This is a genomic window from Corynebacterium occultum (assembly GCF_009734425.1).
Lineage (GTDB): Bacteria > Actinomycetota > Actinomycetes > Mycobacteriales > Mycobacteriaceae > Corynebacterium > Corynebacterium occultum.
Genome location: NZ_CP046455.1, coordinates 2,476,614 through 2,492,125, shown reverse-complemented (window position 1 = coordinate 2,492,125; position 15,512 = coordinate 2,476,614). Strand labels below are relative to the sequence as shown.

The 15,512-nt window shown below is 62.7% G+C and carries 15 protein-coding genes; 10 read left to right on the top strand and 5 right to left on the bottom strand.

Features of this window, described 5'->3' with window-relative positions; all coding sequences use genetic code 11:
• Nucleotides 1-11 precede the first annotated feature (11 nt).
• Entirely contained in the window at nucleotides 12-1,004 is a 993-nt protein-coding gene (locus COCCU_RS11475) for an acyl-CoA thioesterase (RefSeq protein WP_156231616.1), read from the bottom strand.
• A 94-nt stretch (nucleotides 1,005-1,098) separates the two neighbouring features.
• Between COCCU_RS11475 and COCCU_RS11470 the strand changes: the two genes are divergently transcribed.
• Genes COCCU_RS11470 through purM form a run of 3 tightly spaced genes read left to right on the top strand, consistent with a single transcriptional unit; the run spans nucleotide 1,099 to nucleotide 4,113 of the window.
• Nucleotides 1,099-1,482, top strand: coding sequence for a sterol carrier family protein (locus tag COCCU_RS11470; protein WP_156231615.1), 384 nt, complete (start codon nucleotides 1,099-1,101; stop codon nucleotides 1,480-1,482).
• An 18-nt stretch (nucleotides 1,483-1,500) separates the two neighbouring features.
• On the top strand, nucleotides 1,501-3,024 hold the full coding sequence (gene purF / locus COCCU_RS11465) for an amidophosphoribosyltransferase (RefSeq protein WP_156231614.1): 1,524 nt from the start codon (nucleotides 1,501-1,503) through the stop codon (nucleotides 3,022-3,024).
• A 21-nt stretch (nucleotides 3,025-3,045) separates the two neighbouring features.
• On the top strand, nucleotides 3,046-4,113 hold the full coding sequence (gene purM, locus COCCU_RS11460) for a phosphoribosylformylglycinamidine cyclo-ligase (protein ID WP_156231613.1): 1,068 nt from the start codon (nucleotides 3,046-3,048) through the stop codon (nucleotides 4,111-4,113).
• Between the two features lie 193 nt (nucleotides 4,114-4,306).
• Here purM and COCCU_RS11455 read toward each other — a convergent pair whose 3' ends face one another.
• Nucleotides 4,307-4,555 carry a DUF3073 domain-containing protein gene (locus COCCU_RS11455; protein WP_156231612.1) on the bottom strand — a complete coding sequence of 83 codons (249 nt, stop codon included), beginning with the start codon at nucleotides 4,553-4,555 and terminating at the stop codon, nucleotides 4,307-4,309.
• Between the two features lie 469 nt (nucleotides 4,556-5,024).
• Nucleotides 5,025-6,125, bottom strand: a complete 1,101-nt coding sequence (ygfZ, locus tag COCCU_RS11450; RefSeq protein ID WP_156231611.1) for a CAF17-like 4Fe-4S cluster assembly/insertion protein YgfZ — start codon at nucleotides 6,123-6,125, stop codon at nucleotides 5,025-5,027.
• 58 nt (nucleotides 6,126-6,183) lie between these two features.
• Here ygfZ and COCCU_RS11445 point away from each other — a divergent pair, with 58 nt between their 5' ends.
• Nucleotides 6,184-7,119, top strand: a complete 936-nt coding sequence (locus tag COCCU_RS11445) for an aminodeoxychorismate lyase (protein WP_156231610.1) — start codon at nucleotides 6,184-6,186, stop codon at nucleotides 7,117-7,119.
• Between the two features lie 134 nt (nucleotides 7,120-7,253).
• Here COCCU_RS11445 and COCCU_RS11440 read toward each other — a convergent pair whose 3' ends face one another.
• Nucleotides 7,254-7,979 carry an FABP family protein gene (locus COCCU_RS11440; protein ID WP_156231609.1) on the bottom strand — a complete coding sequence of 242 codons (726 nt, stop codon included), beginning with the start codon at nucleotides 7,977-7,979 and terminating at the stop codon, nucleotides 7,254-7,256.
• A 101-nt stretch (nucleotides 7,980-8,080) separates the two neighbouring features.
• Here COCCU_RS11440 and COCCU_RS11435 point away from each other — a divergent pair, with 101 nt between their 5' ends.
• Nucleotides 8,081-9,121, top strand: a complete 1,041-nt coding sequence (locus COCCU_RS11435; RefSeq protein ID WP_156231608.1) for a diacylglycerol/lipid kinase family protein — start codon at nucleotides 8,081-8,083, stop codon at nucleotides 9,119-9,121.
• A gap of 78 nt (nucleotides 9,122-9,199) precedes the next feature.
• On the opposite strand, the gene COCCU_RS11430 is transcribed toward COCCU_RS11435, so the two are convergent.
• Nucleotides 9,200-9,985 (bottom strand): LmeA family phospholipid-binding protein, encoded by a 786-nt coding sequence (locus tag COCCU_RS11430; RefSeq protein WP_231598761.1) that lies wholly within the window; start codon nucleotides 9,983-9,985, stop codon nucleotides 9,200-9,202.
• Nucleotides 9,986-10,032: 47 nt separating this feature from the next.
• Here COCCU_RS11430 and mshD point away from each other — a divergent pair, with 47 nt between their 5' ends.
• The 5 genes from mshD to pstB all read left to right on the top strand — a co-directional run bounded on the left by mshD (nucleotide 10,033) and on the right by pstB (nucleotide 15,288).
• Nucleotides 10,033-10,953: a mycothiol synthase gene (gene mshD, locus COCCU_RS11425; RefSeq protein WP_231598760.1), complete on the top strand. Its 921-nt coding sequence runs from the start codon at nucleotides 10,033-10,035 to the stop codon at nucleotides 10,951-10,953.
• 247 nt (nucleotides 10,954-11,200) lie between these two features.
• Nucleotides 11,201-12,301 carry a phosphate ABC transporter substrate-binding protein PstS gene (gene pstS, locus COCCU_RS11420; protein ID WP_156231607.1) on the top strand — a complete coding sequence of 367 codons (1,101 nt, stop codon included), beginning with the start codon at nucleotides 11,201-11,203 and terminating at the stop codon, nucleotides 12,299-12,301.
• Between the two features lie 152 nt (nucleotides 12,302-12,453).
• Nucleotides 12,454-13,512, top strand: a complete 1,059-nt coding sequence (gene pstC, locus COCCU_RS11415; RefSeq protein WP_156231606.1) for a phosphate ABC transporter permease subunit PstC — start codon at nucleotides 12,454-12,456, stop codon at nucleotides 13,510-13,512.
• Between the two features lie 17 nt (nucleotides 13,513-13,529).
• Complete coding sequence (gene pstA, locus COCCU_RS11410; protein ID WP_156231605.1) at nucleotides 13,530-14,456, top strand: phosphate ABC transporter permease PstA; 927 nt, start codon at nucleotides 13,530-13,532, stop codon at nucleotides 14,454-14,456.
• Nucleotides 14,457-14,514: 58 nt separating this feature from the next.
• The gene (pstB, locus tag COCCU_RS11405) at nucleotides 14,515-15,288 is read left to right on the top strand and encodes a phosphate ABC transporter ATP-binding protein PstB (protein ID WP_156231604.1); all 774 of its coding nucleotides are present in this window, start codon (nucleotides 14,515-14,517) and stop codon (nucleotides 15,286-15,288) included.
• The last annotated feature ends 224 nt before the right edge of the window (nucleotides 15,289-15,512 follow it).

Sequence of the window (15,512 nt, the reverse complement as noted above, 5' to 3'; positions counted from 1 at the left end):
GTGGGGTGGGGCTAATCCACATGCCCCGGCGCGGCCGGGGAGATCAGCGGCAGGGGAGTGTATTCGGCGCGCAGTTCACGCAGGATATTGGCGTGTTCCGCCAATTGCAGATCCTCATCCGTCACCGGGGTAAACTGCCGGGCCGGCAAGGGGGTGCCGTCGATGTCCATGCCGATATAGGAGACGGTGGCGTGGATCGCGGTCTGCAGATGCTCGCGGCCACCACGGGGGGCGCCGGAACGGACGTGGATGGACATCTGCATGGAGCGGGAATCGGTACGCATCATCCGCGCATCAACCTCGATCAGGTCACCGATGGCGATGGGGCGGTAGAAACGGATGCCACCGGCGTAGACCGCGACGGTGTGCTCCCCGGACCATTCCATGGTGCAGGCGGTGCCGGCCTCATCGATCCACTCCATGGCGGTACCACCATGGACCTTGCCGCCCCAGTTCACATCGGTCGGTTTCGCCAGGAAACGGGTGATCAGGCGGGGAGCCTGGGAAGGACCTTCATAGGTCTGCTTCTCCATCTCCTGCTCAATGGCCTTGCGCAGCGCGATACGGCTCTGCGCGGCGTTCTCCACCCGGGCCTGCTCCTCATTTTCGGGAACGAAGGAAGGCACCTCCTGGGCCTTACCCGTGGCGGTGTCCTTGGCCACGAAAATAACCAGGCAGTCACAGGCCCGGGTGAACACACCCTCCCGGGGATCGGCGGAGAACACCTCATTGACGATGTGCATCGAGGAACGACCCGTCAGCGCGATCCGGGAACGGACCTCCACCATGTGGCCGGAGGGGATCGGCCGGGTGAAGTGGATGTGGCCGACGTAGGCGGTCACACAATAAGTGCCGGACCACTGGGTGGCGCAGGCATAAGCCGCCTTATCGATCCACTCCAGGACACGGCCACCGCCGATGCCGTGACTACCCGCCAACAACACATCAGTGGGCGCGGCCATGAAACGGAGGGTGATGCTCGGAGACTTCTTCGTAATCGTCATTGAAATTAAAGGTCTTTCCTCTGGGGGCGAAAGCTAAGTGATGTTGTTGATCACCTTAGCGTGGCAGGAGAACAGGGTGCCTAGAGTGAAATGCATGAGAAAGAAGATTGACCCTGCCGAGGCACGCGCCGCTGTACTGGCGGTACAGGACTGGATCAGGGACCCGGAAAACCACGAAAAACCAGGCCGCACGCAACTTGCCGCGGCGGTGCGGCTCACCGCCCGCACCCTGGAAGATCTCGCGCCGGGGCATTCCGTGGAAGTGCGGGTACCCCCATTCGTGGCGGTGCAGTGCATCGAAGGCCCCCGGCACACCCGGGGAACTCCACCCAATGTGGTGGAGACCGACCCCTTGACCTGGCTGCGTCTGGTGGTCGGTCTGGTGGATCTGGGCAGTGCTGAAGGGGTGGAATCCTCGGGAACCAGAGCGGTGGAGGTGGGGCAGTGGTTACCTCTCATTAGTTTGCCGGGTATCTAGCGACTAAGATCAGGAGACGTGGTATCAATTGACCAAATCCAGGCCGCACAATCGAATCGAACCGTTGATCTGGATGATCACGGTGAAACCGCGCCCCGCGAGGAATGCGGTGTATTCGGAGTCTGGGCGCCCGGTGAGGAAGTATCCAAGCTCACCTATTTCGGGCTCTTCGCACTCCAGCACCGCGGCCAGGAAGCCGCTGGCATCGCAGTGGGCGATGGCGACAGCACACTGGTGTTCAAGGACATGGGGCTGGTGTCCCAGGTCTTTGATGAAACCAGTCTGGCCTCCTTGCAGGGTGATGTGGCCATCGGCCACACCCGCTACTCCACCGCAGGTGGCACTCACTGGGAGAATGTCCAGCCGATGTTCCGTTCCACCAAGGACGGCACCGATATCGCGCTCGGCCATAACGGAAACCTCGTCAACTACCGGGAGCTGCTGGACCGCGCCCTGGAAAAGAAGCTGATCACCGATATCGAACAGGCATCTGACACCGCGGTGATGACCGCGTTGCTGGCAGATGAGGTCAGCCAGGGCAAGACCGTCCTGGAGTCGGCCCGCGCCCTGCTGCCGCAGATGAAGGGTGCTTTCTGTCTGACCTTCACTGATGGTCAGACCCTCTACGCCGCCCGCGACCCCCAGGGTGTGCGCCCCCTGGCCCTGGGTCGTCTTGAGCGGGGCTGGGTCATCGCCTCCGAGACCTGTGCCCTCGACATCGTCGGCGCCTCCTTCGTCCGTGAGATCGAGCCGGGTGAGCTGATCGCCATCGACGCTGCCGGGGTGCACACCGAACGTTTCGCGGAGACCAACCACAAGGGTTGTGTCTTCGAGTATGTCTATCTCGCCCGCCCCGACTCCACCATCCGGAAGCGTTCCGTCAATGCTGTCCGCTTGGAGATCGGCCGTCGTCTGGCCCGGGAATACCCGGCCGATGGTGACCTGGTGATCCCGGTGCCGGAATCCGGCAACCCCGCGGCAGTGGGTTATGCCCAGGAGTCGGGCATCCCCTTCGCCCAGGGCCTGGTCAAGAACGCCTATGTGGGCCGCACCTTCATCCAGCCTTCGCAGACCCTGCGCCAGCTGGGTATCCGTCTCAAGCTGAACCCGTTGCGTTCGGTGATTGCCGGTAAGCGTCTGATCGTCGTGGATGACTCCATCGTCCGCGGTAATACGCAGCGCGCCCTGATCCGGATGCTGCGGGAGGCCGGTGCCGCGGAGGTCCATGTCCGGATCGCCTCCCCGCCGGTGAAGTGGCCGTGCTTCTACGGCATCGACTTCGCCACCCCGGGTGAGCTGATCGCGAACTCCGGTGACGGCCAGGACGAGGATTCGATCGTGAAGTCGGTCTGCAGCGCCATCGGCGCCGACAGCCTGGGCTACGTCTCGATCGAGCAGATGATCGAGGCCACCGAGCAGGTACCGGAGGATCTGTGCACTGCCTGCTTCGATGGCCACTACCCGCTGGGACTGCCCGCGGGTAACCCCAACGCGGAATTGGTCGCCAAGATTCAGGCAGCCAACACTTCCGAGAAGAACTAGACGAGCAGGAGAATTTAACTCATGAGCGAACACGAAGAGTCCGCTTCCTACGCCGCCGCAGGTGTCGACATCGAGGCCGGTGACCGCGCCGTCGAGCTGTTTGCCCCGCTCGCCAAGAAGGCCACCCGTCCGGAGGTCCGTGGTGGTCTGGGTGGTTTCGCCGGGCTGTTTGCCCTGGGAAAGTACAAGGAGCCGCTGTTGGCAGCCGGTTCTGATGGGGTGGGCACCAAGCTGGTCATCGCCCAGCAGATGGACAAGCATGACACCATCGGCATCGACCTGGTCGCCATGTGCGTGGATGACCTGGTGGTCTGTGGTGCTGAGCCGCTCTTCCTCCAGGACTACATCGCCGTGGGCAAGGTTGTGCCGGAGCATGTCGCCCAGATCGTCGCCGGCATCGCCGAAGGCTGCATCCAGGCCGGTGCCGCACTGCTCGGTGGCGAGACCGCTGAGCACCCCGGTGTGATGAAGCCCGGTGACTATGATGTCTCCGCCACCGCCGTCGGCGTTGTCGAGGCAGATGAGCTGCTGGGCCCGGACCGTGTCCGCTCCGGTGATGTCGTCATCGCGATGGCCTCCTCCGGCCTGCACTCCAACGGTTACTCCCTGGCTCGCCACGTCCTCCTGGAGAAGGCCGGCCTGCCGCTCGACGGCTACATGGAGGAACTGGGACGCACCCTCGGTGAGGAAATGCTCGAGCCGACCCGTATCTACGCCAAGGACTGCCTGGCTCTGGCCGCGGAGTGCGAGGTCCACACCTTCTGCCACGTCACCGGTGGTGGCCTGGCAGGCAACCTGGAGCGCGTCATGCCGGAAGGCCTCGTCGCCGAGATCTCCCGCGCCACCTGGACCCCCAACCAGATCTTCCGCACCATCCAGTCCCTGGGCAAGGTGTCCCAGGAAGAGATGGAGAAGACCTTCAACATGGGTGTCGGCATGGTTGCCGTGGTGTCCGCACAGGACCGGGACCGCGCCCTGGCGATGCTCACCGCCCGCCACATCAACGCCTGGGAACTGGGCACCGTCCGCACCGCCCAGGACGGGGAGGCCGCCAAGGTCATCCTCGAGGGCAGCCACCGCGACTACTGATCAGCCACCACCCCCCGCGCTGCTTCTCTGAGAAGGGGAGCAGCGGCTGGGGAGGGGAATGTTCCCGAAAAAAGATTCGGGGAGCAGTCTTCCCCGGTAGATTATGAAAATGACGGACGCCCGCTGATGCTCTCACCGCAGTGAGGGAATCAGCGGGCGTCCGCCTGGAACCACCCAGAATGATGGGCGAAGATCAGCGACGTCCCGGAGGGGCGCCAGCTACATCGTCTTCGTCGTCCAGGTCCACGTATTCCGCGTACCGGTCAGCGTAGTCTTCGTAGCTGTCTTCATAATCATCTTCGGGGTCCTCCTCATAGGAACGTGGTTGAGGAGATTGGCTGGCCAACTCGCGCTGAAGCGAGTCTAGATCCATCTCGTGAGTACTGTATTTCAACTGACGAGCAACCTTGGTCTGTTTTGCCTTCGCGCGACCGCGACCCATGGCCTGACCCCCTTGGAGTAAACGGAGCTATCCAGGGAATTCGGATGCTCCATCGGCTTTTCATGTTTGTGTATTCCTGTAGACAGAATAGCTGTTGTGGGCCGAAATGTCCTCACTGCCCCGCTGACCTTGGGGTTTATCAGAGTTTTAGGGACCCTGATCCGTCGATAGGTTGAGGGATTCGGCACTGATTAAGCCAATAGGTTTACACAGCTCATGACAAGGTTCTCGCACCACCCAGGGGACAAATGATCCAGGTGTGGGCATCCCTCAAGCGCACCACCCTAAGTTAGGGGTGGGGTAGGGAGGGGCCAGGGAGGGACCAGGGAGGCCAAGGGGGGTCCCTGAGATCCCTGAGACTCCAGGGGGGCGCTCACCCCGATCAAAGGGAAAGAACACCCCCCTGGAGATTCCGGAATCCAGGGAAATCTCAGAAAAGCGGCTGACTGAGGGGGACAGCCCTTCCGATCTATCGGCCGCGGAGCTTGTTGATGGCGGCGCGGCCTGCCTTCTCACCCTCATCAGCGGGCAGGGAATCCGGATCCACCGACGCCGACACCGGGCCGACGTTCAGGGTTCCCAGATCCAGGGCACTCCGCTTGATCAGGGCCAGGGCGATCGGACCGTAGTCGCAGTCATGGACCACGGTGCCCAGCTTGCCCACCCGTCGACCCTCGAACTCCACCGCGGCACCCGGGATGGGATCCACCGGGGCGGAACCATCCAGCTGCAGCATCACCAGCAGGCGGGGGGAGCGACCCAGGTTCTCCACCCGGGCCACCGTCTCCTGGCCGCGGTAGCAACCCTTCTCCAGGTGCACCGCGCCTGGATGATCATGACGTCCGATCCAATTCGGCACCTCATGCGGGATGGATTTATCATCCAGATCCACCGCCAGTTCCGGCTCCCCGGCCCGCACCCGGATCGCGGTATAGGCCATCAGACCGCTCAGGACAGCCCCGGCGGCCAGCAGCTTATCGACGGCCGCGTCCAACTCGGAGCGCGGTACCGCCAGATCAATGCGATGGGGACCCTTCCAGTCCACCTTCCGGGAGTACACCGGGACCAGCGACTCCGGCACCTCCAGCTCACCGCCGAGGAGGGTGAGCAGTGCCAGCTCCGGCTCGCTGACCTCCACCTTGGACCAGAAGACCATCTTCCGGAGGAAATTCGCCAGGGTGTCGGCCTGGGCGGCGGGCAGATCCAGGTAGAAGCTGCCCTCGCTGTAGCTCAGATCAGCGTGGTGGAGGATGCGCCCCTGGATATCGAGGTCCAGTGCCCCCGCGTTGAATCCCTCGGGGACGTCGTCAAGCTTCTGGGAGAGCAGGGTGTTCAGGAAAGTCGGCGCATCGGGGCCGGCGACCTGGATGATCCGGCGGTGGGAACGATCCACCACGCCGGTGTTGCGCTCCAGGTCCAGTTGTTCCTTCAATGGAGCGCCGTAGTGCCATGGGACGCCTTCAGCATCTACCACAGCTTCCTGGGCGGGAGAGGCTCCCGGCCTGGAAAGCAGAGGGGAGAGGTATCCGCTCCCGGGTGCTGCTTCAGTTGATACTTGGTCAGAGTGCAAAGGTGTATCAGTGGCCACAGTCCAATGTTAACCCGAGTTTTAGGGGATAATCCATGTCATGCCACTTTCACCCGCCACACCGATCATTCTGGTCGTGGAACCATTTGGCGGTTCCACCCGCCGCCACAACCCCTCTTTACCCTTGGTGTACTGGGACGATGCCGCCGTGACCCGAGGTGATGGCGTGTTCGAGACGCTGCTGCTTCGGGATGGTCGCGCCGCGAATCTAGAACGCCACCTCCGGCGTTTCCGGGCCTCCGTCAAGTTGATGGGGTTACCTGAACAGGCGGCGGAACACTGGCGTAAAGCCACTGCTGAGGCCGTGGAAGCCTGGTATGAGAAGAATGACAGTGATGCCCGCTGCGTGTGGACACTGACCCGTGGCAGGGAAAGCACCGGTATCCCCACCGCCTGGATCACCGTCCGGGAGGTGGGGGAGACCTCGGTGCGGCAGCGGCGGGAGGGAGTGTCCGTGATGACCACCGAACGTGGCTACTCCATCAATGAGCACCTGCCGGGGGTGCACCGGGTTACCAGTGGCACACCCACCGAGAAGAAACTCAAGGATCCCGCCCCCTGGCTGACCGTCGGGGCGAAGACCCTCAACTACGCCGCCAACATGGCGGCGCTACGCTACGCCCGGAACCACGGTTTCGAGGACATCATCTACGTCGATGATGACCGGGTGCTTGAGGGGGCGACCTCTACCGTGGTGATCGTGAAGAAGGGCAGGCGGTTGCGCACCCCGGTACCCGGTGGCGATATCCTGCCGGGCACCACCCAGGCCGCACTCTTCGCCTACGCCGAGAAGCATGGCTGGAAATGCCGGGAGAAGAATCTCTGGATCGATGATCTCTTCAGTGCGGAGTCGGTGTGGCTGGTCAGTTCGGTTCGGGTGGCGGCCCGGGTCACCCGCATCAATGATGTGAAGCTGCCGGCCCCGGCCAATGTGGCGGAAGTAGAGGAACTGATCACCAGGGCCCTGGCGGAATAACCTGCCCCGAGGATATGGGAAAGGGGGGGCGCGATCCCCAGGTTCAGGTGGTTTCCCGAACCTGGGGCCGCGCCCCCCTCATGTCTGGCAGGGGCCGTCGGATGGGGCCCATGCCTGCTGCGAGCTCTCGGGGCTTAACCAGCCACGCGCTTGAGCTGGGCGGACATGCGCGGCTTCATTTCACCGTCGACCAGTCGTTCATCCACCCAACCGAGGTCATTGGTGGGCATCAGACCGAAAAGGCGCTTACCCGGACCCAGTGCTGCCGGGCCGGTGGCAGTGACCATCGTGGAGGCTGCTTCCAGCTCCCAGGCCCGCTCATTGACGGGCTGGCCGTAGTAGATCTCGACCACTCCGGTGGAGTGGGTGGAGATGAACTCGATCTCATCCTTGAGGTTGATGCGCCAGAAACCGGATTCACGCTGATCCGGGCCGGCCGGCTGGCCCTCATCGTTGAGCTTCCAGATGCGGGACTCATAGGAGAGGTAGTTCTCGCCGTCGTGGGAGAAGATGATCTGCTGGCCGAAGGAGTACTGGCCGTCGACCACGGTATCCGCCTGTCCTTCGCCGCGCCAGACGCCCACCAGGGGCAGCAGGGCAAGCAGGCCATCATGCAGGTTCGGGCCATGGCGCAGGTTCGCGGTGTCATCGGGGATGGGGAGCTCATCGTTCAGCGGAATATTGCGGTGAGCGGTGTTCTTGGACTGCTCCGCAGCCAGGTTCACTGCCTCATTGCCGCTGATCGGGGCGGGGCCGCTGGGAATCTGTTCCTCAGCCGGAGTCGGTTGGCCGGCTGCAGCTGCGTCAGCGGGGGTGTCCACGGGGTTGTCGCCGGAGGTATTTTTGTTCTCTTCGCTCATGCTCTCCAGCCTAGTGGGGCAGGCAGGCTGGAGCACAGCCCGGGTAGGGCAGCTGCGAGCCCTCCGAGGTGAGCCGCCCCGGGACGCTATCCTCGGATGTTGTGAAGGTGCTGATGATCTCCAACCCGAATTCCACCAGCCAGAATGACAGGTTGTTCCGGCAGGTGGTGCCCCTGCTGCGCGCCGTACCAGGGCTGCGCATGCTCAGTCGGCATACCCATTACGCAGGGCATGCCGAAGAAATGTGCACCGGACTGCGCCGGGAAGATTTTGACGTGGTGATCGTCGTCGGCGGAGATGGCACCGTCAACGAGGTCATCAACGGGCTGCTCGGTCCCGTGGACGGGGAATACCCGGACCCCGCTCTCCTCCCCGTGGTGGCGGTGATCCCCACCGGCTCCGCGAATGTCTTCGCTCGGGCCCTGGGGTTCCCCGCCGACCCGGTGCCCGCCGCCAGTCTGCTCGCCGACCTCATCCGGGGGGACTACCGACGCCGCATCTGTCTGGGCACCTGGGACAGCCGCTGGTTCGCCGTCAACGCTGGCTTCGGTGTCGATGCGAACGTGATCGCCAAGGTGGATCGCGCCCGGAAGAAGGGTTTCGCCGCCAGCCCGTTGCGCTACCTGCGTGTGGCCGCCAACGCCTGGCAGAAGGCGCAGCGTACTCCGCCCCGGATTGATGTACAGGCGAGGGACTCCCATGGTGGGGAACTCAATCTCAAGGGGGTGCCGATGATGCTGGCCTCCAACACCAACCCCTGGACCTTCCTGGGTCCCCTGCCGGTGGTGACCAACCCGCGTAACTCCTTCGACCAGGGTCTCGGGCTCTTCGGCCTCAGTGATCTCCGGGGCATCAAGGGAGTGGCCAGCATGGCACACCTCATCGGGGTGGGGCACAACAGCTGGTTCCAATCCTGGATCCAGGAACGCACCATCTCCTTCGATGATGCCGTGGAAGTGAACCTGGTGTGCCAGGAGGCCCAACGCTTCCAATCCGATGGGGAATACGAGGGTGAGTTCAGCTCGGTGCGTCTGTCCGCGGTGGATGAGGCAATTGAGGTGTTCGCCCCGATGGAACTGAGCTCATCCCCGGCTGACCAAGGACTCTGGGTGACACTGCGCGAGCTGCTGAATCTTCGCTGAAGATCTTCCCGGGCGGAGAAACTTCCTTAGCACGGCTGTATCAGAGCATTCGGGATCCGGAAGCTCCTGCAGATCCGCCTAGAGCCGATCCAGGAGTGAGCCATTCCCGGACTCCGGCGGGGTGCTTTCCACCGGGGAGAGATCCTCGAGCTGGAGCGGGACATTCTGCTTCTGGGCCCGGAAGAAGATGGAACCGCCCTGCACATAAACCGCCTGTGCCTGATCTGCCAGGGGTAGCTGGTGGGTGTCCAGTTCCCAGGTGAAGGCCGCACGGGCATCCTCCTCCCGACCGGCGGGGGCGTCGAGAAGCTCGGTGGGCAGCATCTGGAACATCGGGCCATCCAGCCGCAGAGTGACCAGCATGCTGACCTCCTCATCAAAACCCTCCGGAGTTCCGGTCAGCTGGGCTTCGGTGCGGCGACCGCCACCGGGGGAGATGTCATAGGGGTTCGCGATATCAAGGTCGGTCATGCCGAGCAGATGTCCCAGGGCCACCCCGTCCAGACTCACCGTCCTGGTGATCATCTCGGCCGGCGCGCCCACGACATCCCCGCTGAGCACCTGATCCCGGGTGACCACCAGGTCAGTGGCCTCGGAACGGGCGTTGACCATCCCCAGTCCCGGGACATCCACGTCCAGCGCATCGGCCGAGATCAGGGGAATATCCCCGGTGATCAGGGCCTGCATATAAGGGATACCGCCGACATAGATGCCGGGGTTGGTCTCCAGATTGGCATGCTCCGCCACGGTGACCGAGATCTTCCGTTCCACGCGGGCCGCAAACAAGCTGTCCACCAGCCAGAACAGACTCGCCAGAACGAGGATGATGATGAGGGGGAAGACTACTTTCCGGGGAACACGCACACACCTATGTCTACCGGATGAGAGGCCTGCCCACGTAAATTACCGCAATGACTAACCTCGGGGACATGAATATCGAGATGCGTGTACTGGATGAGGACCCCGCACTGGCGGAGCAGGCGAAAGCACTGGCAGCCGAGGCCGCCAGAGTTGACGGGGTGGCACCGATCTCCGAACAATTCCTCCTCGGCCTCCAGGACCCGCGACTTGGCCACCGCCATCTGGTGGCACTGGTCGACGGTGTTGTGGCCGGTTACGCGGCCATCGAGGAGGCCACCGCAGAACTCGTGGTTTCCCCGGATCATCGCCGCCGAGGAATCGGTGAATCCCTCTACCGGGAACTGTCCAGGCAGATCCCCGGGGTGCAGGTCTGGGCTCATGGCAACACCCCGGCGGCGCAGGGGCTGGCGAAGAAGATGGACTTGGAGAGGGTTCGTGAACTACTGGTGATGGGGGTGGTGGAGCCTGCTCTGGCAGCTGCTGCCGCATACCGGTTGCCCGCGGGCTTCGTGGTGGAGGATCTGGCGCAGTCCCGGGCAGGCCGGGGTGCGGAGCTGGTGGATCAGGCCTGGCTGGAGGCCAATAATGATGCCTTCTCCTGGCATCCGGAACAGGGCGGCTGGGATAGGGCGAAATTATCGCGGGCCCAGGAGGTTGACTGGTTCCGGGCGGAGGATGTCCTCTTCCTCTGGGATGAGCGGGGAGCTGAGCCGGTGTTGGCGGGTTTCCACTGGACCAAATGGCACACCGGGGAGGAACCTGCGTTGGGTGAGGTTTATGTGGTCGGTCTGGCCGCCGGTCACCGGGGTCAGGGCCTGGGCGGGACAATTTTGAGTATCGGTTTGGCACATCTGCTGCGCCGTGGGGTGGGACGTGTCATCCTCTATGTGGAGGCAGATAATGCGGCAGCGGTCAAGGTGTACCAAAACTCAGGTTTCGACATTGTTGAGCAGCACATCGTATTCGCCTGAAAGTGACACCCATCTCGCAAAAATGCCTCTCATGGCGCAAGTTATTGCAATGGTTCAGTGAAGTTAATCGCCCGTTCACCTGAGGGGGGGATAAGCGTTCATATAGGGCCCCTACTTTGAGTTGATGTGAGCAACAATCTCGCCGTGTCGGAGGAATTCAAGGTCTCCTGATCGGCGTGATTCTCGGAAATGCCGAGATTTAGGTTGCTCGGGTTTCCCCGATAATCCTTACCGGAAAGGTTCCCCCGTGATCCGTAACTTCAAGCGCACCGCTTCTCTCCTCGGTGTCGTCGCAGCTGGTTCCCTCGCACTCGTCGCCTGCTCTGAGAGCGAGACCACCGACGGTGGCACCGACGCGGCCTCCATCGAGGGCCTGTCCGGCACCGCTGGTCAGCTGGTCTCCGAGGGCGCCTCCTCCCAGCAGAACGCCATGGACTACTTCAACATCAAGTACCAGGAGGCCGTCTCCGGCGCTTCCCTGGCCTACAACGCCTCCGGCTCCGGTTCCGGCCGCACCAACTTCGTCGCCGGCCAGGTCGCCTTCGCAGGTTCCGACTCCCCGCTTTCCGACGATCAGGTCGACCCGGCTGCTGAGCGTTGCGATGGCAACGAAGCCTGGCATCTGCCGCTGGTCATCGGCCCGGTGGCTGTGGCCTACAACGTTGAGGGTGTCGATTCCCTGAACCTCTCCACCGAGACCATCGCCCAGATCTTCCTGGGTGAGATCACCAAGTGGAACGACGAGGCCATCGCCGCTGAGAACGAGGGCGTCGAGCTCCCGGACCAGGACATCTCCGTCATCTACCGTTCCGATGAGTCCGGCACCTCCGATAACTTCCAGAAGTTCCTGGCCGCCAACACCGATGCCTGGACCACCGAGGGCCAGCAGTTCCCGCAGGAAGTCGGATCCGGCGCCAACGGTTCCAACGGTGTTGCCACCGAGACCTCCAACGTCGCAGGTGCCATCACCTACGTCGAGGCCGGTTTCGCCAACCAGTCCGGTCTGGGAGTCGCCAACATCGACTTCGGTGCCGGCCCGGTTGAGCTGAACCCCGACTCCGTCGGTGTTGCTCTGGAGAACCTGGAGTTCCTCGGCGAGGGCCACAACATGGTCGTCGATGCTGACGCCATGTACGCCATCGACGCTGACGGCGCTTACCCGCTGGTCCTGACCACCTATGAGATCGTCTGCTCCGCCGGTTATGATGCAGAGACCTCCGCAATGGTCAAGGATTTCCTGACCGTCGCCCTGGAGTCCCAGGACTCCGGCCTGGAGGAGCTGGGCTACATCCCGGTCACCGGTGCTCACCATGAGCGTCTGCTCGAGGCCGTCGAGGCTATCCAGTAAGTACTGGTTTTTCAGGAAACCGGCGCTGAACTCGGGAAACCGGGTTTCAGAGCCTAGCCCCCGTTCGCATCGAGCCTTCGGGGGCTTGCCCGCGCTTAAGGGCGTGGGTGTGATAAACGTCATTTTCATATATGCGTTAAGGAATCTGCCTCATGGCTACCAACAATCCGACTACGGATGGGCGTGAAGAGCTCGACGCCTCCAAGGTCGAAGCACACCCCGTGACGACCGTGACTCCCCGCCCCAAGCCGGCGACCGTCGCGCAGTCTCCCGGTGGAGTGCGCCGTCCCGGCGACCGCGTTTTCGAGTTCCTGTCCACCGCTTCGGCGACCCTGATCAGTGTCGTCATCGCGGCAATCGGTATCTTCCTGATCATCCGTGCGGTTCCCGCGCTGATGAACAACACCGGTGGGCTGTGGGGCTTCTTCACCTACACCGGGGCCTGGAACACCAGTGACACCTCGGCGATGACCTTCGGTATCCCGAACTTCTTCGGTGTCACCGTCCTCATCTCGGTCTTCGCTCTGGTCATTGCCATGCCGGTGGCGCTGGGCATCGCGGTCTTCCTGTCCAACTACGCGCCAGCCAAGACGGTCAAGCCGCTCGGTTACCTGGTGGACATGCTCGCTGCGGTTCCCTCCATCGTCTACGGACTCTGGGGCTGGCAGGTCCTGGGCCCGGCGCTCTCCGACTTCTACAACTGGTTCCACGGTTGGGCCGGTGGTTTCTTCCTTTTCGCCACATACAGCAACTCTCCCTCATTCGACACCGGACGTAACGTCTTCACCGGTGGCGTGGTGCTGGCAGTGATGATCCTCCCGGTCATCGCCGCCACCGCACGAGAGGTATTCGTCCAGACCCCCCGCGGCCAGATCGAGGCTGCCCTGGCGCTGGGTGCCACCCGCTGGGAGGTGGTGCGTATGACGGTCCTGCCTTTCGGACTGTCGGGCTACATCTCCGGCTCAATGCTGGGCCTGGGTCGCGCTCTCGGTGAGACCATGGCCCTCTACCTGGTGATCTCTCCCAGCTCGGAGTTCCGTGCCTCCCTCTTCGACGGTGGAACCACCTTCGCAACGGCCATCGCGAACGCTGCCCCTGAATTCAACGACAACCTTCGCGCCGGCGCCTACATCGCCGCCGGTCTGGTGCTGTTCCTGCTGACCTTCCTGGTCAACGGTGCCGCCCGCGCGATCGTGGCCAAGAACAGCTAGAAGGCGGAGAAATAATCATGAGTAACAACATCAAGACCGTGGCTCCGGAAGGCAACTCCCTGGAACGGGAATCAGCCTTCACCCACATCTCCACCCGGCGTAAGAGCACCAACAGCATCGCTACCGTGGTGATGTACCTGGCGATGGCCATCGCCCTGGTTCCGCTGATCTGGGTCCTGGCGGAGGTGTTCATCCGCGGTCTGAGCCCGATCCTCAGCCTCGACTGGTGGACCACCTCCCAGCGGGGTGTCCTCTACCACATGGAAGGTGGCGGCGCGTACCACGCGATCGTCGGTACCTTCATGCAGACCCTGATCACCTCGATCGTCTCCATCCCCTTCGGCATCTTCACCGCGATCTACCTGGTGGAGTACGCCAACGGCAACCGTCTCGGCCGGATCACCACCTTCATGGTGGACATCCTCTCCGGTGTCCCCTCCATCGTCGCAGCCCTGTTCATCTACGCCCTGTGGATCACCATGTTCGGCTTCAACCGTTCCGGTTTCGCGGTGTCCCTCTCGCTGATCATCCTCATGATCCCGGTGATCATCAAGAACACCGAGGAAATGCTCCGCGTGGTCCCGGCTGATCTGCGTGAGGCCTCATACGCCCTGGGTGTGCCCAAGTGGAAGACCATCTACAAGATCGTCCTCCCCACCGCACTGTCCGGCATCGTCACCGGTGTCATGCTGGCCATCGCCCGCGTCATGGGAGAGTCCGCCCCGGTGCTTCTGCTCGTCGGTTCCACCCAGTCGCTGAACTGGGACTCCTGGAACGGCCCGCAGGCCTCCCTGCCGCTGATGATGCTCGACATGTACAAGGCCGGTGCCTCCGATGCCGTTCTGGCAAAGCTCTGGGGTGCTGCCCTCACCCTGGTGATCATCATCGCCCTGCTCAATATCGGGGCACGCCTCATCTCGGCGCGATTCTCGGTCAAGACCTAAACCGCGGTCACCCACCCGACATTCCCGAATCAACACAGATCCACCAGGAGAGAACCTGATGTCCAAGCTTGAAATCAATGACGTCGACATCTTCTACGGCGATTTCCACGCCGTGAAGAACGTCAACCTGAAGATCCCGGCACAGTCCGTGACCGCTTTCATCGGCCCCTCCGGCTGCGGCAAGTCCACCGTGCTCCGCACCCTGAACCGCATGCACGAGGTCATCCCGGGCGCCACCGTCAAGGGTGAGATCCTGCTCGACGGTGAGAACATCTACAACAAGAACGTGGACCCCGTCTCCGTGCGCAACACCATCGGCATGGTCTTCCAGAAGGCCAACCCCTTCCCGACCATGTCCATCGAAGACAATGTGGTCGCCGGCCTGAAGCTTTCGGGTGAGAAGAACAAGAAGAAGCTCAAGGAGGTCGCCGAGCGCTCCCTGCGCGGTGCCAACCTCTGGGAGGAGGTCAAGGACCGTCTGGATAAGCCGGGCGGTGGCCTCTCCGGTGGTCAGCAACAGCGTCTGTGCATCGCCCGCGCCATCGCGGTTGAGCCTGAGGTCCTGCTCATGGATGAGCCCTGCTCCGCTCTGGACCCGATCTCCACCCTCGCGGTTGAGGATCTGATCCACGAGCTGAAGGAAGATTTCACCATCGTCATCGTGACCCACAACATGCAGCAGGCTGCCCGCGTATCCGAGCAGACCGCCTTCTACTCCCTCGAGGCCACCGGCATGCCGGGCCACCTCGTGGAGTTCGGTCCGACCAAGAAGATCTTCGAAAACCCCGATAAGAAGGAGACCGAGGACTACATCTCCGGTCGTTTCGGATAAGTCCGGGACAGCACTATCCGGGGGGACTGCACTGTCCCCGGGGGAGTGGTCCGGGGAGGAGGGTCCGCCCACACTATTTTCGGTGTGGGCGGGCCCTCTTTCCTTTTTCAGTTTAAAGTGGGAAAAGAAAATGACATGGATTTACGCTAGCCACCGCCTTGAACCCCGGCGCAGGCCTTGACACAGCCCAGCGAGTCACCCCTCAATTCGGACCCAGGAGCCCC

Coding starts and splice junctions, on each gene's coding strand:
- purM (WP_156231613.1), top strand. CDS start 3,046: ATGAGCGAACACGAAGAGTCCGCTTCCTACGCCGCCGCAGGTGTCGAC.
- COCCU_RS11475 (WP_156231616.1), bottom strand. CDS start 1,004: ATGACGATTACGAAGAAGTCTCCGAGCATCACCCTCCGTTTCATGGCC.
- COCCU_RS11445 (WP_156231610.1), top strand. CDS start 6,184: ATGCCACTTTCACCCGCCACACCGATCATTCTGGTCGTGGAACCATTT.
- COCCU_RS11455 (WP_156231612.1), bottom strand. CDS start 4,555: ATGGGTCGCGGTCGCGCGAAGGCAAAACAGACCAAGGTTGCTCGTCAG.
- mshD (WP_231598760.1), top strand. CDS start 10,033: ATGACTAACCTCGGGGACATGAATATCGAGATGCGTGTACTGGATGAG.
- COCCU_RS11470 (WP_156231615.1), top strand. CDS start 1,099: ATGAGAAAGAAGATTGACCCTGCCGAGGCACGCGCCGCTGTACTGGCG.
- pstC (WP_156231606.1), top strand. CDS start 12,454: ATGGCTACCAACAATCCGACTACGGATGGGCGTGAAGAGCTCGACGCC.
- pstA (WP_156231605.1), top strand. CDS start 13,530: ATGAGTAACAACATCAAGACCGTGGCTCCGGAAGGCAACTCCCTGGAA.
- COCCU_RS11440 (WP_156231609.1), bottom strand. CDS start 7,979: ATGAGCGAAGAGAACAAAAATACCTCCGGCGACAACCCCGTGGACACC.
- pstB (WP_156231604.1), top strand. CDS start 14,515: ATGTCCAAGCTTGAAATCAATGACGTCGACATCTTCTACGGCGATTTC.